At 65.5% G+C, this 20298-nt stretch carries 17 protein-coding genes; 8 read left to right on the plus strand and 9 right to left on the minus strand.

The features are described 5' to 3' along the window. The first annotated feature begins 275 nt into the window (after positions 1-275). From ACH488_RS16350 to ACH488_RS16360, 3 genes are read left to right on the plus strand one after another with little or no spacing between them, the layout of a single operon-like run. Positions 276-1496: an acetylesterase gene (locus ACH488_RS16350; RefSeq protein WP_397325612.1), complete on the plus strand. Its 1221-nt coding sequence runs from the start codon at positions 276-278 to the stop codon at positions 1494-1496. Next, a complete protein-coding gene (locus ACH488_RS16355; protein ID WP_397325613.1) occupies positions 1493-3538 on the plus strand; it encodes a DUF6807 family protein in 2046 nt (681 codons plus the stop codon). Before ACH488_RS16350 ends, ACH488_RS16355 begins: the two co-directional genes overlap by 4 nt. Then, on the plus strand, positions 3535-4650 hold the full coding sequence (locus ACH488_RS16360; protein ID WP_397325614.1) for a M24 family metallopeptidase: 1116 nt from the start codon (positions 3535-3537) through the stop codon (positions 4648-4650). Before ACH488_RS16355 ends, ACH488_RS16360 begins: the two co-directional genes overlap by 4 nt. Positions 4651-4781: 131 nt before the next feature. On the opposite strand, the gene ACH488_RS16365 is transcribed toward ACH488_RS16360, so the two are convergent. The 5 genes from ACH488_RS16365 to ACH488_RS16385 are packed head-to-tail and all read right to left on the minus strand — an operon-like array spanning position 4782 to position 10664. Then, on the minus strand, positions 4782-6233 hold the full coding sequence (locus ACH488_RS16365) for an aldehyde dehydrogenase (NADP(+)) (protein ID WP_397325616.1): 1452 nt from the start codon (positions 6231-6233) through the stop codon (positions 4782-4784). Continuing rightward, complete coding sequence (locus tag ACH488_RS16370) at positions 6214-7341, minus strand: mandelate racemase/muconate lactonizing enzyme family protein (RefSeq protein ID WP_397325617.1); 1128 nt, start codon at positions 7339-7341, stop codon at positions 6214-6216. The genes ACH488_RS16365 and ACH488_RS16370 overlap by 20 nt, the downstream gene beginning before the upstream one ends. Next, positions 7341-8246, minus strand: coding sequence for a 5-dehydro-4-deoxyglucarate dehydratase (locus ACH488_RS16375; protein ID WP_397325618.1), 906 nt, complete (start codon positions 8244-8246; stop codon positions 7341-7343). The genes ACH488_RS16370 and ACH488_RS16375 overlap by 1 nt, the downstream gene beginning before the upstream one ends. Continuing rightward, positions 8243-9229, minus strand: coding sequence for an NAD-dependent epimerase/dehydratase family protein (locus tag ACH488_RS16380; RefSeq protein ID WP_397325619.1), 987 nt, complete (start codon positions 9227-9229; stop codon positions 8243-8245). The genes ACH488_RS16375 and ACH488_RS16380 overlap by 4 nt, the downstream gene beginning before the upstream one ends. A gap of 25 nt (positions 9230-9254) precedes the next feature. Beyond that, positions 9255-10664, minus strand: coding sequence for a Gfo/Idh/MocA family protein (locus ACH488_RS16385; RefSeq protein ID WP_397325620.1), 1410 nt, complete (start codon positions 10662-10664; stop codon positions 9255-9257). Positions 10665-10844: 180 nt separating this feature from the next. Between ACH488_RS16385 and ACH488_RS16390 the strand changes: the two genes are divergently transcribed. Beyond that, positions 10845-11876, plus strand: coding sequence for a LacI family DNA-binding transcriptional regulator (locus ACH488_RS16390; RefSeq protein ID WP_397325621.1), 1032 nt, complete (start codon positions 10845-10847; stop codon positions 11874-11876). A gap of 67 nt (positions 11877-11943) precedes the next feature. On the opposite strand, the gene ACH488_RS16395 is transcribed toward ACH488_RS16390, so the two are convergent. Further along, positions 11944-12642, minus strand: coding sequence for a FadR/GntR family transcriptional regulator (locus ACH488_RS16395; protein ID WP_397325622.1), 699 nt, complete (start codon positions 12640-12642; stop codon positions 11944-11946). A gap of 76 nt (positions 12643-12718) precedes the next feature. On the opposite strand from ACH488_RS16395, the gene ACH488_RS16400 reads away from it, so the two are divergent. Then, entirely contained in the window at positions 12719-14050 is a 1332-nt protein-coding gene (locus ACH488_RS16400) for an alpha-hydroxy-acid oxidizing protein (protein ID WP_397325623.1), read from the plus strand. A 74-nt stretch (positions 14051-14124) separates the two neighbouring features. Here ACH488_RS16400 and gdhA read toward each other — a convergent pair whose 3' ends face one another. Then, positions 14125-15462 (minus strand): NADP-specific glutamate dehydrogenase, encoded by a 1338-nt coding sequence (gene gdhA / locus ACH488_RS16405; RefSeq protein ID WP_397325624.1) that lies wholly within the window; start codon positions 15460-15462, stop codon positions 14125-14127. A 203-nt stretch (positions 15463-15665) separates the two neighbouring features. Continuing rightward, the gene (locus ACH488_RS16410) at positions 15666-16196 is read right to left on the minus strand and encodes an ArsR/SmtB family transcription factor (protein ID WP_397325625.1); all 531 of its coding nucleotides are present in this window, start codon (positions 16194-16196) and stop codon (positions 15666-15668) included. A 157-nt stretch (positions 16197-16353) separates the two neighbouring features. On the opposite strand from ACH488_RS16410, the gene ACH488_RS16415 reads away from it, so the two are divergent. Continuing rightward, positions 16354-16830 carry a hypothetical protein gene (locus tag ACH488_RS16415; RefSeq protein ID WP_397325626.1) on the plus strand — a complete coding sequence of 159 codons (477 nt, stop codon included), beginning with the start codon at positions 16354-16356 and terminating at the stop codon, positions 16828-16830. A gap of 15 nt (positions 16831-16845) precedes the next feature. Here the strand turns inward: ACH488_RS16415 and ACH488_RS16420 are convergent, their stop codons facing one another. Then, positions 16846-18072 carry an acetoin utilization protein AcuC gene (locus ACH488_RS16420; RefSeq protein ID WP_397325627.1) on the minus strand — a complete coding sequence of 409 codons (1227 nt, stop codon included), beginning with the start codon at positions 18070-18072 and terminating at the stop codon, positions 16846-16848. Between the two features lie 102 nt (positions 18073-18174). Here ACH488_RS16420 and ACH488_RS16425 point away from each other — a divergent pair, with 102 nt between their 5' ends. Together ACH488_RS16425 and ACH488_RS16430 are read left to right on the plus strand one after the other, a co-directional pair. Next, a complete protein-coding gene (locus ACH488_RS16425; protein WP_397325628.1) occupies positions 18175-19608 on the plus strand; it encodes a TrkH family potassium uptake protein in 1434 nt (477 codons plus the stop codon). Beyond that, positions 19601-20287, plus strand: a complete 687-nt coding sequence (locus ACH488_RS16430; RefSeq protein WP_387439446.1) for a potassium channel family protein — start codon at positions 19601-19603, stop codon at positions 20285-20287. Before ACH488_RS16425 ends, ACH488_RS16430 begins: the two co-directional genes overlap by 8 nt. Positions 20288-20298 lie beyond the last annotated feature (11 nt).

Genomic DNA, 20298 nt, shown 5'->3' on the forward strand with positions numbered 1-20298 from the left:
CCACGGAATTCGTGCTGGGAAATGCTGCCTCCGGGTCCGCCGGGGGCTCCGGCGCAGCCCCCTGGTTTTCCAGGATTCCGATCCCGGCGTTCAGCGGCTCCGTACCAAAGTAAACGTTTTCTTGACCCATGTACAGCCTTTTGCTAATTTTTGAGAAAGCGTTTTCTGATGAATGCGCTTCCCAGGATTTCCCGCCCGCTGAAGCAGTCCGGCGTGCGGTTCCGCACACCCATCCGCTCCAGCAAAGCAGGACTCACTTGTTCCCGAATAAAGCCATGGACACCGCTGTACTGGCCGGGAGACAGGCACGCCCCAGTGCGATTGCCGGCTACGAGGACTGGCCGGACCAGGCAGCCAACAATCCCCACGTGCCCGACTCCCCCGCGGCGAAGCTGCTCGCCGAAACACTCGGCGTTCCTGCCCTCGCGCCGAATCCCGGGTACTCGGTGGATTGGGAAGTGGAAGACAACAATGTGGTTACGTCCAAGTTGACGTGGCAAACCGGCTTCGGTCCCCGGACATCGGCCTGGCTGGTCAAGCCCTCCCATGCCACGGGACCACTCCCCGGAATCCTTGCCTTGCACTGCCACGGCGGCATCAAGTCGCACGGCGCCGAGCGACTGGTGGGAATGCCTCCCGGCGTACCGGAACGGTCAAGGCACGACGCCGGCACCTCCTCCGCGAACAGCCTCGGCCCCCTGCCGGCCGGCTTGCGGTCACGGCTCTACGGCGGCAGGCCCTGGGCAACGTGGCTGGCCCGGCAAGGGTTCGCGGTCCTGGCCCACGACGCTTTCATGTGGGGCAGCCGACGGTTCACCCTGGACCCGTTGGCCTACCGGACCGCCCACGCGCTGGCCGGGCAGGAGGCACTCTGGCGGGAGGCCGGCGTCGTACCTTCCGACGCGGAACGGTACAACGCCGCGGCAGCTGCCCACGAAGAAACGGTGGCAAAGGCCGCCACGCTGATCGGTTCCACTGTGGCCGGGACGGTTGCCCACGATGACCTCGTAGCCCTGGACATCCTGGCCACGCTCCCCGGCGTAGACACCGGACGGCTTGGTTGCGTCGGGTTTTCCGGTGGCGGCGGCCGGGCCATGGTCCTCGCCGGCCTGAGCCCGAAAATCCGCAGTTGCGTGGTGACGTGCATGATGACCACCTTCGATTCGCTGCTTCCCGCGTACCTGGACGCACACTCGTGGCTCCTTCATTCCCCCGGGCTCTCCGGATTGGGCGAATGGCCGGATGTCGTGGCGCGTTCCAGTGTGGAATCCGTCTTGGTGCAATACGGGCTTCGCGACGAACTCTTTCCCGAAGCCGGAATGCGCGACGCCGATTCCCACCTCAGGCGCGCCATGGCACCGGGCCGGTACACGGGCAGCTTCTGGGCCGAACCCCATGTCTTTACGCCGGCCATGCAGGAAGAGGCTGCCGCCTTCCTCGCCACCCAGTTCCAGGCAGAACCACCCACCCAAGCTTCAGCGAGGACCACCCCATGACCCAGCCCGCAACCATCACCAGCCCAACACCGCCCGTGCCCGTGCCCCGCGTCGCACTGGTGGGCGTGCACGGCTTCGGCGAACGGCATCTGGACAACCTTCGGCGCCTCGGAACCGAGGGGAGGCTCCGCCTGGTGGCTGTCGCAGATCCCCTGCCACCCGGGGACGGCCAACTTCCTGACGATGTTGCCGTGTTCGCCTCCCTCGACGAACTCCTGGCCGCGGGGCAGGCCCCGGACGTGGTCATCATCTCCACGCCCATCCAGACCCACGCACCCTTGGCCCTCGCGGCACTCGCGGCCGGCGCCAACGTGTACCTGGAAAAGCCACCCGTAGCCTCCATGGCGCAGTACAAAGACGTGATGGCAGCTGCGCAGAAGGCCGGAAAGCTGGTGCAAGTGGGCTTCCAGAGCCTGGGATCGCATGCCATTGACGCCATCCAGGGGCTGCTGGCCTCCGGCGAACTCGGCGAACTTCGCGGGATCAGCGCCACCGGGCAGTGGCTGCGCACCAAGGGCTACTTCACCCGCTCCCGATGGGCAGGGAAGCGAAGCATCAACGGAACCGATGTAGTGGACGGTGTGGCCACGAACGCCTTGGCCCATGCCGTCGCAACAGGACTGCGCCTTGCCGGAGCTGCGACGGCGGCGGATGTCCGGCAGGTGGACACAGACCTATACCGGGCCAACGACACCGAAAGCGACGACACCTCTGTTGTCCGGGTAGCTACCGCCCACGGCCCTGTGCTGACCTGTGCACTGACACTGTGCGCCCCCGTGCAGTCGGCCCCGGTGGTCACCGTCTACGGCACCTTGGGGCAGGTGGCCTTCTCCTACACAGAAGACCGGCTGGACATCACCACTCCGCAGGGAGCCCGATCGGAAAGCTACGGCAGGACCGACCTCTTGGAGAACCTGCTCGCGGCCCGGTCCGAAGAGGACCTCCTGAGCCCCCTCGGCGGCACTGGAGCCTACGTGGCCGTCCTCGAGGCGATCCGCACTGCCGAGGATCCGGCCCCCATCGATCCGGCGTTCGTGACCTGGGCGGGAGAGGGCAAGGAGGCACACGCCGTGGTGGAGGGCATCGGAACGTGGATCCAGCGGGCAGCCCTGGGGCAAGCCACGTTCGCCGAGCTCGGAGCACCTTGGGCCTCTGGTTCCAACAAGCCCGTGATGGAACTCGGCGGCACAGTTGTGGCCACCATCCAGGATGGAACCGGTATCAGGCCAACGTCGTCTCCCCGGCCCTATCTGCACCCCGTCCGGACCCTGGCCGGAACCGTCGTGACGGACCACGTGCCCGAAGACCACGTGTGGCATCTGGGGGCCGGAGTGGCATTGCAGGACGTGGACGGCATCAACTTCTGGGGTGGCCGCACCTACACCCGGGACGCGGGAGCCTACGTGTGGCGCAACGACCACGGGCACATCGTCACTGAATCCGCGGCCCACGCCGAGGGTAAGAGGTCTGAGCAGTTGGGCTGGATCGGTCCCGACGGAACACGGATACTCCGCGAACAACGCCAATGGAGCTGGGCCGCCGTCGGGCAGTCCGCATGGGCGTTGACGCTGGACTTCAGCCTTGAGCCGGACACCGGTGGCTCCGTGATGCTGGGCAGCCCCGGATCGAACGGCCGGCCGCAGGGCGGCTACGGCGGCTTCTTCTGGCGCCTGCCGAAAGTGGGCGATGCCACCATCTGGACCGCGGATGCCCGCGGCGAGGATGCGGTCCATGGGAGCGTCGCGCCGTGGCTGGCATGGTCTGGAACGTTCGACGCCGGCACGTCACACGGCGGGCACGGCACCGGCGGATTGGGCCACCCCGCAACGTTGGTGTTCCTCGCCTCTCCGCAGGCACCGGACCCGTGGTTCCTGAGGCATTCGGGGTACCCGGGCGTAGGGCTTTCCCTCGCGTGGGACACCCCGGTCCGGGCAGAACCCGGCCATCCTGTCCACCGCACCGTCACGGTCCTCATCGCCGACGGTTTCCTGGCCACCAACGACATTCAACAACTCATCTCAACCTTGGGGGAATCGGCATGACCGCTCCAGCTCAGTCCACAACCGTGACCGGCACCGCGCCACGGACCGCACCCGGCAACGCAGCCGATCGCGCCGTCAAGCGCCGGCGCGTCCTGGATATTCTCGATGCCGCGGGCCGCGATTCGCTGCTCCTGACAACGCATACGGCGCTCACCTGGTACCTGGACGGGAGCCGCGTGCACATCAGCCTCGCCGGGGATCCCATCGCTGCCCTGCTGGTGGACCGGGACGGGGACCACCTGGTCACTTTCAACAACGAGGCCGGACGGATTGCCGCCGAGGAATTGCCCCAGGGCGTCAACCTTCACACGGTTCCCTGGCACGGCCCGCTGCATGCCACGGCCGCAGGACTCGCCGCCGATGGCGATCCCCTGCCCGAGGCCGCTGTGGCCACCGAGCTCCGTGCCGCGCGGCAGCAGCTTCTTCCTGCCGAGGCCGCCCGCTACGCCCGGCTCTCGACCGACGCCGCAACGGCCATGACCGACGTCCTGTCGCAGGCAACACCCAATACCACCGAGTTTGAGCTGGTCTCCGATCTTGCTGCCCGGATCGTCGCCGTCGGGGCCGAACCGCTGGTCCTGCTCTGCAACGGCGCGGGCCGCAGCGACTTCCGACACCCGTTGGCTACGCACTCGCCGATTGGCCGCCGCGCCATGGCCGTGGTGTGCGCCCGCCGTGACGGCCTGGTTGCCAACGTGACCCGCTGGGTGGCGTTCGACGCCGGCACTCCGCAGGAGCTCGACGCCGAGGCCCGCATTGCGGCTGTGGAAGCGGACATCTTCCGTGCGACGGTTCCCGGAGCGCGCCTCAACGACGTGTTCGCCGGGATCCAGGCCGCGTACGAGCGGCACGGCTTCGGCGCTGACCAGTGGAAGCTGCACCACCAGGGCGGCCCTGCAGGATATGCCGGACGGGATCCCCGGGTCACCGCAGAAGTCACTGACCGGATAGTCGTCAACCAGCCCTTCACGTGGAACCCCTCCGGTCCCGCAGTGAAGATCGAGGACACGGTGCTGCTCACTGACGGTGGGCTGGAGATCCTGACCCTCGACGAGCGCTGGCCCACAGCGGAAGTCGACGGCCGCCGTCGTCCGTTGACCCTTCGTCCATAACCCCTCAACGCAACAAGAAAGGGGCGGGTCACCATCAAGGTGACCCGCCCCTTTCGCGCGTGGCTCCCAACTGGGGGACAACACATGTCCTATTGAACGTTCAGTGGAGCATGTGCTGTCCCCTACTTGGGTTAGCTGAGGTTCAGCACGCCGTCCACGCGCCGCGGGATCCCCAGCGGGTTGGACTCGTGCAGGGCCGGGTGCAGGATGCTCTCCGGCGCGTCCTGGTACGCCACTGGACGCTGGAACCTGCGGACCGCCGTCGCCCCAACGGAGGTGAACAGGGACGTGGTGGCCGGGTAGGGACCACCATGCTGCTGGGCCCAGTTCACTGCCACGCCCGTGGGCCAGCCGGCGAACAGTACGCGCCCGGCCAGCCCGCTGAGCTGCTCCACGAGCGCCTCGATGTCCTCGCCTGGCTGGGCATGGAGGGTTGCCGTCAGGCTGCCGGGAACCTTGTCCAGGGCCTCGGACAGTTCATCCTGGCTGGCGTACTCGATCAAGAGCGTGGTGGGCCCGAAGCATTCCTCCAGGAGTTCCTCGGGCCGCGCAAGGACATTGGCAGCGGTAGTGGAGAAGACCACCGGAGCGGCACCATCGGCCAAGGCGTCCTGGTCCGCAGTGCCACTGACCAACGTCACTCCGGGCTGCTCAGCGACGCTCCGCAAACCGTACGGGTACGCCTCGGCAATGCGTTCGGTGAGCATGGCCGCTGCGGGCTTGTCCTTGCTGGCTTCAGCCACGTGCGCTGCGAAGTCGGTCCCGGCCGGGATGAAGATGAGGCCGGGCTTGGTGCAGAACTGGCCGGCGCCCATGGTGAACGAAGCAGCCAGGCCAGCGGCGAGTTCCTGTCCCCGTTCCGCCAGGGCAGCCGCCGTGATAACCACGGGGTTCAAGCTGCCCAGCTCGCCGTAGAACGGGATGGGTTCGGGCCGTGAAACCGCAAGATCGAACAGGGCGCGGCCACCCGGAATGGAACCGGTGAAACCCACGGCCTTGATGGCCGGATCCTGGACCAACGCGGTTCCGGCCTCGCGGCCACTCACCAGTGCAAAGATGCCGTCGGGGGCGCCGGCCTGGGCCAAGGCTTCCGTAACGATCTCTGCCGTGCGCTCGGACAACCGCAGGTGGCCTGAGTGGGCCTTGACGATCACCGCGCAGCCTACGGCGAGCGCAGAAGCGGTATCGCCCCCGGCTACGGAGAAGGCGAACGGAAAGTTCGACGCCGAGAACACGGCTACCGGGCCAACTGGCCTGAGGATGCGCCGCAGGTCGGGCTTGGGCGGGGTTGCTCCGGGATCGGCGTGGTCGATCACGGCTTCGAGGTACGAACCCTCGGTGATGACCTGCGCGAACAACCGCAACTGGCCGCTGGTCCTCGCAACCTCGCCGGTGAGCCTGACCGTACCAAGGCTGGTCTCGGAGTCGGCGATCGCCACGAGCTCCGTCACGTTGGCGTCCAAAGCGTCGGCGACGGCGGTCAGCCAGGCCGCCCGCTCGGCGTCGGACGCTGCTGCGGTCACCTTCGCCGCGGCGGCCGCGGCAGCCGTAACGGCTGTCAGGTCAAGAGTTGCTGTACTCAATGTGGTTTCCTTTGCTCTCGATAGCGTCGGTAGCGGAGGCCTGCGTGGAGAAATCGAATCCGAGTCCGGGACGGCCTGCGGAACTGAGCCTGCTGTTGCGGATGCGGATGGGGGACGGGCCGTCAAGGATGCCCAACTGCTGGAAGGAGGCATCCTCCACGTCTTCCACGCTGACGGCTTCGGCCAAGGTCAGGGCCAGCTGGCCGGAAAGTTCGGGGAGCAGGTGCGGGGCAACCCGGATGCTGTTGGCCCGCGCCAGCTCGACGATCCGCCTGAACGGGGTGATACCGCCCACCCGAACAATGTTGGGCTGGATGATGTCCACCGCTTCCGCTTCGATGAAGTCGCGGAACCGGTAGATGGTGTGGACGTTCTCCCCCAATGCAATGGGCACCGGCGAGTGCTTGCGCAGCCTCCGGTAGGCCCACAGATCGTCCGCACGGATCGGTTCTTCCAGCCACTCCAGGCCATAGCCGGCCAGGACATCCAAGGCACGGAAGGTATGCGCCAGGTCCCAGCGCTGGTTGGCGTCGATCATGAGCAGCCGGTCCGGTCCAAGGACCTCCCGGACCGCGGCCACCCGTTCGGCATCCTCGCGCAGCTCCGGTTTGCCTACCTTGATCTTCACGGCGTTGTGTCCCGCAGCCACCCAGCGCTTGGCCTGCTCCACGAGCTCATCCAGGGAGTAGTGCAGGTTGACGCCGGAACCATAGACTTCCACGGATTCCTGCCGCTGGCCCAGCAGTCCGGTGACCGATTGGCTGGCCTTCCGCGCTGCGAGGTCCCACAGCGCAAGGTCCACGCCGGCCATCGCAATGGTGGTCAATCCTCCCCCGCCCGCTTCGTGCAGCCGTTTCCACAACGCGTCCCACACGATCTCCGGGTTCGCTTCCAGTCCCAGGATGAAAGGGGCAATGTCGTGGTCAAGGAGGGCCTTCACCGCGTGCGGTCCAATGGTGGGCGTCCACGAGAATCCGTGGCCGGTTCCGCCGTCGTCCGTTGCCAGTTCGGTGACAATCACGTGGTTCTCCGGCGCCTCCACGCCCCAGCTGCGCAGCAGCGGAACAGTGATCAGGCGGGTGGAGAGCCCGGTGATGCGGGCCGGCATCAGTTGCCGGCCAGCTCGTGGCCCTTGGCGAGGATTGCCTTGAGCTCCAACAGCTGCTCCTCGGTGGGATCCACCAGTGGCGGACGGACCGAACCAACGGGCAGGCCGGCCAAACGGAGGCCTGCCTTGATGAGGGAGACGCCGAAGCCCGGTGTCTGGTCGCGAAGCCGGACGAGCGGTCCGTAGAAGCCTTCCAGCAACGCGTTGCGGCGCTCTTCGTCGCCGGAGACGTAGGCGTCGTAGTAGGCCTTGGCAATCTCGGGGGCCATGGCGAAGGCTGCCGAGGAGTACAACGGAATACCCAGGCCGCGGTAGGCGCCCTGCGTGAGTTCCGCCGTCAGAAGGCCATTGAACAGCGCGAAGTCTTCACGGCCGCTGGCGTTGATGGCGGAGACGATCTCTTGGGCGAGGCCAACATCGCCGATCCCGTCCTTGAAGCCCACTACCTTGGGGTTCGCCGTCAAGCGGGTGATCGCCGCGGCGGTGAACTTCGCAGTACCGCGGTGGTACACGATGACTGGGAGGTTGCTGGCGGCCGCAACGGCCTCGACGTAGGCAACCACACCGTCCGTGGGACCCGTGACCAGGTAAGGAGGAAGAACCAGCAGCGCGTCGGCGCCGGCTTCTTCGGCTGCTTTGGCGGCGGCAATCGCGTGGCCCAGGGGCCCACCGGCGCCGGCCACCACGGGTACGGCTCCTGCCACAACCTCGACGGCGGCTGTCACCACGGTGCGGATCTCGTCCAGGGACAGGGCATGGAACTCACCCGTGCCGCATGCCGGGAACACGCCGCCGGGACCGAAAGGCAGTCGCGAGGCGATGTGTTCCTTCAGGAGGGCCACATCCACCGCTCCGTCTTCGGTGAAGGGCGTGACGGGGAAGAAAAGGACGCCGTCGAATTTCATGCTGTCTCCTTGCTGGTTGCTCCCGCAGGCACCAGGCCGCGGAGGTTCTCGTCATTGAGTAGTGCTGTGTCTGCGCCTTGGTAGGCAGGGGTGAGTTCGGTACGCCAGCTGCGCCGTGGCTCCCATCCCAGGAGTTCGCGGGCCTTGTCCACGGAGAATGCGGGACTGGTACCCGTGAGGTGCTCTGTCAGCGGACCGCTGCCGGGGAGGAAACGCGGGAACAGTTCAGCCAGGGGCGCGGTGGCCAGGGCATCCTTGGCGCCCACGAAGAACACCTGCCCGTTGGGAATGGAGTCCATCTTCGCCAGGAGGACATCCAGGAAGTCCGCCACGTCCCGCGCATCGACGTAGTTGAACAAAGCCGGTGCGGACAATGCGGGATCATCCAAGCGTTCCCTGACCGTATGGCCCTGCTGGGTCAGCGCTCCCTCCCATTCCTCGGGCGAGATGACGTAGCAGGGGCGGAAGGCCGCGTACCTGATCTTCTCGCCCTGCGCGGCAGCGAACATTTGCACCGTCTGCTCGGCGATCAGTTTGGACAACGCATAGGCGTTCCACGGCTTGGGTGGCGTCTCTTCGTTCAAGGGGAACGACGGCGGCATCCAGCCTGCCGGCGAGCCGTAACCGAGGGCGGTGGGGCTGCTTGCCGTGACGATCTTGGGAACGCCTGCGTCCGTGGCAGCACTCACCACCGCGTACGCGAGCCGGGTGTTCGTGCTGAAAATGACGTCCTCAGGCGCGCTGAAAGGTACCGCAATAGCAGCGAGGTGGATGACGGCGTCGGGCTTTGTTTCCCGGATCCACCGCTCCGCCTCGCCAGGGGCCAGGAGGTCTGCGGTTAATTGCGTGGCACCTGCCGGCAACTGCCCGGCGGGGATGGCGTCGCGGTCCACGGAAACCACGTGGTGGCCCGCCCCTGCGAGTCCGGCCACCACGCTGCGGCCGAGCCGGCCCGAGCCGCCGGTGACGAAAATCCTGCTCATCTGATGTTCCTTGCGTCTCTGGGGGTCAGGCCTGGTGGCGGCTGAGGTCGGCGCCGAGGCCAAGTTCGCTGATGCGGACAGGCAGCTCGGTGTCGAGGGACTTGTTTCCGGCGATGCCCACCGAGACGGAGCGGAGCCCGTCGATGTAGCCGGACGGACGGCCCAGCGGGTCCACTCCGGGGCCGTTGAAGAGGTCCGAAAGCAGCAGGTTGTCGCCACCGCCATGGCCACCTTCGCCATTGATGATCGGCACCTCGTAGGCTGCCTCCCAGTGGCGCTGGACGATCAGGCGCTCGCCGTTGCGCCGCACGGCATCCTCTTCCTCGATGGGTGTGGCACTCGGGTCCACCACGGTCTTCTTGTCCGTGCTGAACTCGACGGCGGCACGTTCCACCACCTCGAGTTCGGCGCGGCCTTCCGTGCCGTTGACGGTGACGCGGTAACCCTCCCACGGGCTGTGCGCGTTCAGGGAGTAGCTCAGAGTAGGTCCGCCCTGGTAGTCCACTACGAGGGCCAAGTTGTCCTCGATGGTGATGCCATCGGTGAAGACGTCCTGGTCACGGCGGTAGCCATCGAACTTCTCGTTGTCGTAGTACAGGGCCTTCAGCCGCTCGTCGTCGCGCAGGTCCAGGCGGAAGGGATCCCGCTCAAGGCCGTCCACGGTTCCGCGTTCCGGACGCGCGCCAAGGCCGCGCTCGCTGGCGTTCTTGTCTCCATAGAAGCGCAGTCCGCCGGAAGCGAAGACGCGCTCGGGAACGTCGTTGATCCACCAGTTGACGAGGTCGAAGTGGTGCGAAGCTTTGTGGATCAGCAGGCCGCCGGAGTTCTTCTTGTCGCGGTGCCAGCGGCGGAAGTAGTCCGCTCCGTGGACGGTGTCCAGGACCCAGCTGAAGTCGATGGACGTCACCTTGCCGATCACGCCGTTCTGGATGACTTCCTTGAGGGCGGAATTGCGCGGCGAGTAGCGGTAGTTGAAGGTCACCACCACGTTCCGGCCGGTTTCGGCAACGGCTGACGTGATGCGGCGGCAGCCCTCGACGTCGATGGTCAGCGGCTTTTCAACCACGACGTCGGCACCGGCCTGGAGCGCTTCAACGATGTAGTCGGCATGCGTGTAGTCCGGGGTGGTCACAATGACGCGTTCGATGCCGTTGGCCTGGATGAAGCTGGTGAGCTCGCCCGGCTCGAAGGATGCGACCGGTTCGGAACCGCCAAGTTCCTTGATGAGCTCCTGGTAGAACTCCACACGGCCCGGGTTGACGTCGGACAGTGCTACGAGCTCGGCTACATCGGCGTGCTGGCCGAAGATGGCGCGGATGTACATCTCGGAACGGCCGCCAGTGCCGATGAGTGCGATTCTTGTGCGGTGGCCGGCGGTGTGCGATTCGGACGTGGTGGTGGCTGGATGGGTCTCGGCGGTGTCGACGTTGACCATGGAGAATGCCCCTTTCCAAAGGCAGGAGTGAACCGCTTGACGGCCCGGCTTGTTCTGGGAAGAATCATGAGAAAGCGTTTTCTCAGAGCGTTATAAGCTTTGTATCAAGACTCTGGCGGTCGCGTCAACCATCGCCCCAACGACGGGGCAGCACGGGGCAAGCCAATCGGAAGGGGCAAGATGGCACGCAGGAATACCAACAGGCGCGTTGGCATCGCCGATGTCGCGGAGAAGGCAGGCGTCTCCCACGCCACAGTGTCGCGCGTCATGAACGGCAACGCGGCAGTGGACCCCGGCATTGCCGCACGCGTACGTGCCGCCGCAGCTGAACTGAAGTACCAGCCCAACCCCGTGGGCCGGAGTTTGGCCCTGGGCAAGACGGACACCATTGGGATCGTGGTGCCGGACCTGGCCAACCCCACGTTCCAGGCCATCCTTCGCGGCCTGAGCATCGCTGCCGCCCAAGACGGCTACCGCGTATTGATCGCAGATTCCTCCGAAGTGACCAGCGAGGAAGCCATCCTCGCAGGTGAAGCACGGCGGCGCTGCGACGGCGTAGTGCTCTGCGCACCCCGTATGCCCGATGCCGAACTGGAGGAGCTGGCCCCCACCCTGCACCCGCTGGTCCTCATCAACCGGACCACCATCACCACCAACACACCGAGCCTCAGCGTCGATTACGGGCAAGGCATCCAGGAGCTCGCCCAGCACCTGGTTTCCCTGGGCCACCAGCGGCTCGTTTATCTCTCCGGCCCGGAACACAGCGCCTCAAACCGCCAACGCCTGGTTGGCCTGGCGGAATTCCGCAGGGAGCACCCGGAAATCGAGCTCCAGATGCTGCATGGCGGCTCCAACTTCGACTCGGGCCACGATTCCACCGAAGCCATCATCACCAGCGGTGCCACGGGTATCCTGGCCTTCAACGACCTCGTTGCAATGGGCCTCTTGAGTGGCCTGCACGAGCGCGGCATCAGGGTTCCCGAGGACATCTCCGTCACCGGTTTCGACGATATTCCGTTCGCCAAATACACCACTCCCCCGCTGACCACCGCCGCCGTTCCCATCAACGAGCTCGGCAGCCTGGCGTGGCGCAGGATGCGGGAACAGATCCAGCAGGCTGACGAAGCACCCGTCCATCAGCAGGACGAATTCGCCCCCCGCATGGAGATCCGCAAGAGCACCGCCACCCCAGCCCTCAAGCCCGCCCAATAAAGCAACGCGGAGTCACTTACGGCCCATTCGGAGGGCCAACATGGGCCGTAAGTAACTCCGCGTTGCCCTATTCCTGGGTGGGGCCCGTGCCCACTCCGGCCTCCGTGTAGAAGCCACGGATGTGCGCCGCCACGAGATCTGCCGCCTTGCCGCCGTCGTTCGCAGTGACGGCGGCAAGGATGGCGCGGTGTTCGGCCCGAAGCCGCCCTGACGTGGCATTCCAGTCTGGGAGGTTTCCGGTGAGTTCGCTGGCGTAATTCTCGATCGCCCCACGGAGCGAGGCCATCATGGCACTCACCACGGCGTTACCCGCAGCTTGGGCCAAGGCAACATGGAAGCGGGCGTCGAGGCCAAGGAAGGTGTCAACGTCCGGGGCAACGTCCATCTGGTCCAACAAGTCCGCGGCTTCGTCCAGTTCGGGCACGCCTGGCTGCGCACGCGCTGCCGCCCAGGACTCAAGGAGGACGCGGGTCTCAACAATGTCCGCCACAGGGAGGTGGCGCGTTGCCACATGCAGCCGGAGCGTTGACCCCAAGGCGGATCCCGGCTCGGCGATGACTATGGTTCCAGCATCCTTCCCGGAACCCACCCCGGCACGGACAACGCCCATGGCCTCCAGGATCCGGACGGCCTCGCGCACCGAGGTCCGGGAGACCTGCAATTGTTCGGCCATGGTCCGTTCGCCGGGGAGCCGTCCACCCAGGGCCAGTTCGCCGCTGGACAATTGCTGTTCGATCCACTCCAGGACAAGTTCGTGCGTTCGCATACCGGAATACTAGTTGATGTGGTCCAACCACATGGCTTACAGTGTGGTTAGACCACACAATTCAAGGGAGAACCGCATGACCGAGACCCTCGATCCCAAGCTCACTGCTGCCCCCGCCGATGCCGGCAGCGACCAGAACGTGAGCCGCCCGCCCCAGCCGCGGCCCGCCGTCGCACTTCCTCCGGCACTGAAGCGGCGCGTGCCCAAGGTGGCCGACCTGGCGCCGCTCATGCAGTTCAAGAAGCCGGAGTTCAGCAAGTCCGCACGGCTCAAGCGGGCCAGCACCATCTGGGACCTGCGGGACATCGCCAAGCGGCGCACCCCGCAGGCACCCTTCGACTACACCGACGGCGCCGCGGAAGCCGAAATCACCCTGCGCCGGGCCCGCCAGGCCTTCCAGGACATCGAATTCCGCCCCGGCATCCTGCGTGACGTCTCCAAGATCGATCTCCGCACGGATATCCTCGGCCAGGAATCCAAGCTTCCCTTCGGCATTGCACCCACCGGCTTCACGCGCATGATGCAGTCTGAGGGTGAATACGCAGGCTCGCAGGCCGCCGAGGCCGCCGGCATCCCCTACACCTTGTCCACCATGGGTACCGCCTCCATCGAAGACGTTGCCACGGCAGCGCCGAATGGCCGCAACTGGTTCCAGCTCTACCTGTGGACGGACCGGGACCGCTCGCTGGAGTTGATCGAGCGGGCCGCGAAGGCTGGCAACGACACCCTCATGGTCACCGTGGACACGGCAGTGGCCGGCGCCCGGTTGCGAGACGTCCGGAACGGCATGACCATTCCTCCGGCGTTGACGCTGAAGACCGTCCTGGATGCGTCCTACCGGCCGGCGTGGTGGTTCAACTTCCTGACCCACGAGCCGCTGACCTTCGCCTCACTGTCCCGCTACACCGGCACTGTGGCAGACCTGATCAACTCCATGTTCGATCCCACCCTGACCTACGAGGACCTGGACTGGCTGCGCGAAACCTGGAAGGGCAAGCTCGTGGTCAAGGGCATCCAGACCGTCGAGGACGCCCGGCGCGTTGTTGACCACGGGGCCGACGGCATCGTGCTGTCCAACCATGGCGGACGCCAGCTGGACCGTGCACCCATCCCGTTCCACCTGCTGCCTGAGGTTTCGGCTGCGCTGAAGGCGGACAACAGCAAGGCCGCGGTGATGCTGGATACCGGCATCATGAGCGGTGCCGACATTGTGGCGGCGCTGGCACTTGGCGCAGACTTCGCCCTGATCGGCCGCGCCTACCTGTACGGGCTCATGGCCGGTGGGCGCGAAGGCGTGGACCGGACCATCCAGATCCTGGAAAAGGACATGACCCGGACCATGGCGCTGCTGGGAGTCAGCAAGGTGGCGGACCTCAACCCGGACCACGTGCGTTTGCTGCAGCGCTAACCCATGTAGGTAGCAGTAGAGGGCGTTTTGAAGCTTCAAAACGCCCTCTACTGCTACCCAGTTGGGTGAGGCGGCTAGATGAGGCCTTGGGCCAGCATGGCGTCGGCTACCTTCACGAAGCCACCGATGTTGGCACCCACCACGTAGTTGCCCGGCGCGCCATACTCTTCGGCGGTCTCGGCGCAGCGATCGTGGATGCCCACCATGATTTCCGTAAGCCGGGCCTCGGTGTGCTCGAACGTCCACGAGTCGCGGCTGGCGTTCTGCTGCATTTCCAAGGCAGAGGTAGCAACGCCGCCTGCATTGGCGGCCTTGCCCGGCCCGAAGAGGATGCCTGCCTCCTGGAACACGGACACAGCTTTCTGGGTGGAGGGCATGTTGGCCCCCTCGGCCACGGCGATCAGGCCGTTGCTGACCAGCTTGGCGGCAGCATCGCCGTCGAGCTCGTTCTGGGTGGCGCAGGGAAGCGCAACGGTGCCGTTGACGTCCCACACCGAACCACCCTCGACGTGGCTGGCGCCTGGACGGCGCGCAGCGTATTCGGTGAGGCGGGCGCGTTCCACTTCCTTGACCTGGCTGAGCAGGGCAACATCGATGCCCGCCTCATCCACGATGTAGCCGGCGGAGTCCGAACACGCCACCACCGTAGCGCCGAGGGCCTGGGCCTTGGCGATCGCGTGGATGGCCACGTTGCCGGAACCGGACACGACAACGCGCTGGCCGTCGAAGGACGTTCCGCGCGTCTTCAGCATTTCCTGTGCGAAGATGACCGTTCCGTAACCGGTAGCCTCGGGCCGGACCAGCGAACCGCCCCAGGAGATGCCCTTGCCGGTCAGCACGCCGGATTCGTAGCGGTTGGTGATGCGCTTGTACTGGCCAAACAGGTAGCCGATCTCGCGTCCGCCCACTCCAATGTCGCCGGCGGGAACGTCCGTGTATTCACCAATGTGGCGGTAGAGCTCGGTCATGAAGGACTGGCAGAAGCGCATGATCTCGGCATCGGAACGGCCGCGTGGATCGAAGTCCGAGCCGCCCTTGCCGCCGCCAATGGGCATGCCCGTCAGCGCGTTCTTGAAGATCTGCTCAAAGCCGAGGAACTTCACGATGCCCAGGTAAACCGAGGGGTGGAAGCGCAGGCCGCCCTTGTAGGGGCCCAGCGCCGAGTTGAATTCAACGCGGAAGCCGCGGTTCACGTGCACGCGTCCGGCGTCGTCGGTCCACGGGACGCGGAAAATGATCTGGCGCTCCGGCTCGCAGAGGCGTTCCAGGACGGCGCCTTCGAGGAACTCCGGGTGACGGTCGTGGACCGGGCCCAGGCTTTCGAACACCTCGGTTACGGCTTGGTGGAATTCCTTCTCTCCGGGGTTCCGCGCCAACACGGTGTCCCGGACGGCTTCGAGCCTTGAGTCCATGCGTCTTCCTATCCCTCAGTTGCCACGAGCCCGCGGCGAGACAATCACAGTCCCGGCCATGGTTGCACCAAAGGACGTAGGATCTCCATCCGAGCCGGATGTGACCGTTGGGGCGCGACTTAACACAAGTGCAGAAAAGCCTCGGAAAGACGGGAAACCGAAGGTTAACAAAACCTCACAATGTGAGGAGTATCACGTTAGATCTAGCGCTTGCGCCCGAACTTCGGCAGGTTGGGCAGGTTCGCCAAGAGGTCCGCGGCCTTGGTGGCCGCCCGGCCCACGGTGCGTCCTATCTGCTGCGGCACAGTATCGTCCGTCTGCAGGTCCACGGACACAGGCGCATCCGTTGCGTTCGCGGTGACGGCCTGGCTGAGGGTCTCCGTGCGGGGTGCAACATCCTCCGCAACGGCAGCCGTGGCGGCTTCAGCGGCAGGCTCCCCTGCGGAAGGTACGACGACGGCGGCGGCCGCGGGTCCGACGTCGAACGTTTCCAGCCACGAGGCGACGCCCGCGAGCGGCTTGGGATTCAGGGTATAGAAACGCTTCTGGCCCTGCGCACGCATGCTGACGAGGTCAGCCTCGCGCAAAACTTTCAAATGCTTGGAGATGGTGGGCTGGCTTGCAGCCAGTTCTTCTACCAGTTCCCCTACAGCTTTATCCCCAGAGCGGAGGGAAACCAGGATGTCGCGCCTGGTTGCCTCAGCAATGACGGCAAATACGTCGTCAGTCACCATGACACCCACCCTAGCGACATATACGCCAAAAGGCATCCCTCGTTTCCGTCTGCTGCACCGGCGGATCGTTGACCGCCGGGTGGGCCGGTGCTACAACTTTGTCACGGTCCGTCCGGGCTCCCAGGCCCCGGCCGCCAACACCACGGGGTGCAGGGCAATGACTGACTTCTTCCGGCGGCACATGTTCAACATCATCGCCGCAGTGTTCCTGGCCCTGTTTGTCCTGGTGTGGGCCGCCGTGCTCCTCCGCGTCGGCACGTGGGTTCCCACCGGCGAAGCCGAGGCACCCGAGTTGAACGGAGCCCTGGTCACGGCGGCCGGTGTCCTTGCTACGTCCCTGAGTTCCCTCACCGCCTCGGCCCTCGGCTTCACCATTTCAGAGGTCAAGCGGGACAACGCCAAAGCCGGCGAGCAGGGCCCGCTCATCAACCCGGCCCAGGTAGCCACCCGCCTCTCGGGCCGGGTGATCTTCGCCATCATGGTCTACATGACCATGGGGATGCTGGTCCTGGTGTTGTGGCTGTTCAAGGGACAGGCGTCCACCGACCTGATCGGGGCGTTCGCGTTGTCGCTGCTGGGCTGGCTCGTCGGAGCGGCGGGCGTGGTGTTCCAAACGGAGAAGACCGACCCTTAGCCTGCTGGCAGGTGCTTAGTCGAACCAGGGATCCAGTCCATACAAAGGGAAGATCTCCTTGCGCGTGGCGATGACCGTCCGGTCCACTTGGTCCGCGGGGTCGTAGCCCACCTCCCAGGAACGCCACCAGATGTCCACGTCGTCGCCCATAAACTCCGGAGCCCACACACCGTACTTTTCCCTGACGTACGTGCGCCACTCTTCGGGCACAGGGGTTGCGAGCGGGACCGCCCGCTGGGTCACCATCCCGATCAGGTGGCTCCACGCACGCGGGACCACGCCCGTGACGTCATAGCCGCCGCCGCCCGTGGCGATCCACCGGTTCCCGCAGTAGCGGGCTGCAAGGCTCCCGACGGCGCTGGCCGCCTCACGCTGGGCATCGACGCTGAGGTTGAGGTGCGTGAGCGGATCCAGGCGATGCGAATCGCAGCCGTGCTGGCTGACGATCACCTCGGGCTGGAAAGCACCGACGAGTTGGGGCACCACGGCGTGGAAAGCCCGCAGCCACGCGGCGTCCCCCGTGAACGCGGGCAGCGCAACGTTCACCGCCGTGCCGGGGGCATCCGGGCCGCCCGTCTCATTGGCGAAACCTGTACCCGGGAACAACGTCAGCCCGGATTCGTGCAGGGAAATGGTCATCACCCGGGGATCGTTCCAAAAGATGCTTTGCGTCCCATCGCCATGATGGGCATCAACGTCGATGCTGACGATCCGCTGCACCCCGCCGTCGAGCAGCCGCTGGATGGCCAGGGCAACATCGTTGTACACGCAAAAGCCGCTGGCACGCTCCCGCGACGCATGGTGCATGCCGCCGCTGAAGTTGACCGCCCGGATGGCCTTGCCGTCCAGGATGGAGTCGGCCGCCACCAGCGAACCGCCGGCAAGCCGGGCACTCGCTTCGTGCATGCCCGCAAAGGCGGGATCGTCCTCGGTGCCCAGCCCCCGTTCTTCGTCCGGCCAGTAGGGATCTGCGCTGACCCGGCGGACCGCCGCCACATAGTCGGGGCTGTGGACCGAGCAAAGTTCGACGTCGGTAGCCACCGTGGGTGCCTCGACGGCCACATGGCTGTGGCTGAAAAGGCCCAGGGATTCAGCCAGCCTTGCCGTGAGTTCCAGCCGCTGAGGTGCCATGGGATGGCCGGGCCCGAAGTTGTAGGCAGTCATGGCAGGATCCCACACCACCGTCGTTGGCAGTGCGGAGCGCGTGATGCTGGAAGCAGCCGTTCCAAGCGTGGAGTTCATCCAGAACAGGCTACCCGAGGCCGTAGCGCCTCCCTGCCCGGTTACGGCAGCCGAATAGTGGTTTACTACTCAGGAAAGTATGTTCACTTGAGGAAGAGCGCCATGTCTCAAAGCCAGTCGCGGTCCACCGCCCCGGCCAACTGGCAACCAGGCCAGCCGGAACGTGAAGGCTTGTGGATCTTCACACGTGCCCGCGACTTCATTGACAACATTGCCAACACTTCCCCGGCCCGGCTTGCGCTGGTGGCCTTCGCCTTGGTCATCCTGCTTTTCACTGGTCTTTTGTCCCTCCCCGCTTCCTCGGCGTCCGGTGAGGCGACTCCCCTGCACCAGGCCATGTTTACGGCAGTGTCCAGCGTTTGCGTCACCGGCCTGACCGTCGTCTCGACGGCAACGCACTGGTCCTTCTTCGGGCAACTCGTGATCCTTGTGGGCATCTTCGTGGGCGGCCTGGGCACATTGACCCTGGCATCCCTGCTGGCCCTCATGGTCAGCAAGAGGCTTGGCGTCCGCGGCAAGCTCATTGCCCAGGAAGCCATGAACAACGCAGGCCGGCTCGGCGAAGTAGGTACCCTGCTCCGGATCGTCATCACCACTTCCGTGGTGATCGAAGCCGCCCTGGCTTTGGCCTTGATTCCCCGCTTCATGCTTTTGGGTGAGCCGTTCTGGCAATCCGTGTGGCATGGCGTGTTCTACTCGATCTCCTCCTTCAACAACGCCGGCTTCACGCCCCATTCAGACGGCATCGTCCCCTACGAGACCGATCTCTGGATCCTCATCCCTTTGATGCTCGGGGTGTTCCTGGGCAGCCTCGGATTCCCCGTGGTGATGGTGCTCCAACAAAATGGCCTGAACTGGAAGAAGTGGAACCTCCACACGAAGCTCACCATCCAGGTCTCCTTCATCCTCCTGCTGGCCGGCACCGTGCTGTGGGCCTTGATGGAGTGGGACAACGTGCGCACCATCGCGCACATGGACCTGGGCGACAAGATCATCCATTCGCTCTTCGCCTCTGTGATGACCCGGTCCGGTGGCTTCAACCTGGTGGACCAGAACCACATGGAATCCACCACCATGCTGCTCACAGACGCGCTCATGTTCGCCGGTGGCGGCTCGGCTTCGACTGCCGGCGGCATCAAGGTGACCACCATCGCCGTCATGTTCCTGGCGATCATCGCCGAAGCCCGTGGCGACGCGGACGTCAAGGTATACGGGCGCACCATCCCGCAAGGCACCATGCGCGTGGCCATCTCCGTGATCGTTGCCGGTGCCACCTTGGTGTCCGTCGCAGCCTTCCTTCTGCTGTCCATCAGCGGAGCGTCGTTGGACCGGGTGCTCTTCGAAACCATTTCCGCCTTCGCCACCGTGGGACTGAGCACCAACCTCAGTGCCGAGCTGCCGCCGTCGGGCGTTTATGTCCTGACGGCCCTCATGTTCGCCGGCCGCGTCGGCACCGTAACCCTCGCTGCGGGCCTGGCCCTGCGCCAACGCAGCCAGCTGTTCCACTACCCGGAAGAGAGGCCAATCATTGGCTAGCACCCAGGGGGCGGCCAACCGTCCCGCCCACAACGCACCGGTCCTGGTGATCGGCCTTGGCCGCTTCGGTTCGGCCACGGCTGAGCAATTGGTGAAGCAGGGCCGTGAGGTCCTGGCGATCGAACGCGACCGCAGCCTGGTCCAGAAATGGGCTCCCGTGCTGACCCACGTGGTGGAAGCGGACGCGACCAACATCGACGCCCTCCGCCAGCTCGGTGCGCAGGAGTTCAGCTCGGCTGTTGTGGGCGTGGGCACCTCGATCGAATCATCCGTGCTCATCACCGTGAACCTGGTTGACCTGGGCATCCAACACCTCTGGGTCAAAGCGATCACGCCGTCGCACGGCAAGATCCTCAGCAGGATCGGCGCCAACCACGTCATTTACCCCGAAGCCGACGCAGGTGTCCGTGCCGCGCACCTCGTGTCCGGGCGCATGCTCGACTTCATCGAATTCGACGACGACTACGCGATCGTCAAGATGTACCCGCCCAAGGAAACCGTAGGCTTCACCCTGGAGGAATCCAAGGTCCGGTCAAAGTACGGCGTGACCATTGTGGGCGTGAAGACCCCGGGTGAGGACTTCACCTATGCGCGTCCGGAAACCAAAGTGTCCGGACACGACATGCTGATCGTGTCCGGACACGTGGACCTGCTGGAACGCTTCGCGGCCCGGCCGTAGTGTGGCCTGCT

Origin of the sequence: Paenarthrobacter sp. NPDC018779 (genome assembly GCF_044391085.1) — a bacterium.
Classification (GTDB): domain Bacteria; phylum Actinomycetota; class Actinomycetes; order Actinomycetales; family Micrococcaceae; genus Arthrobacter.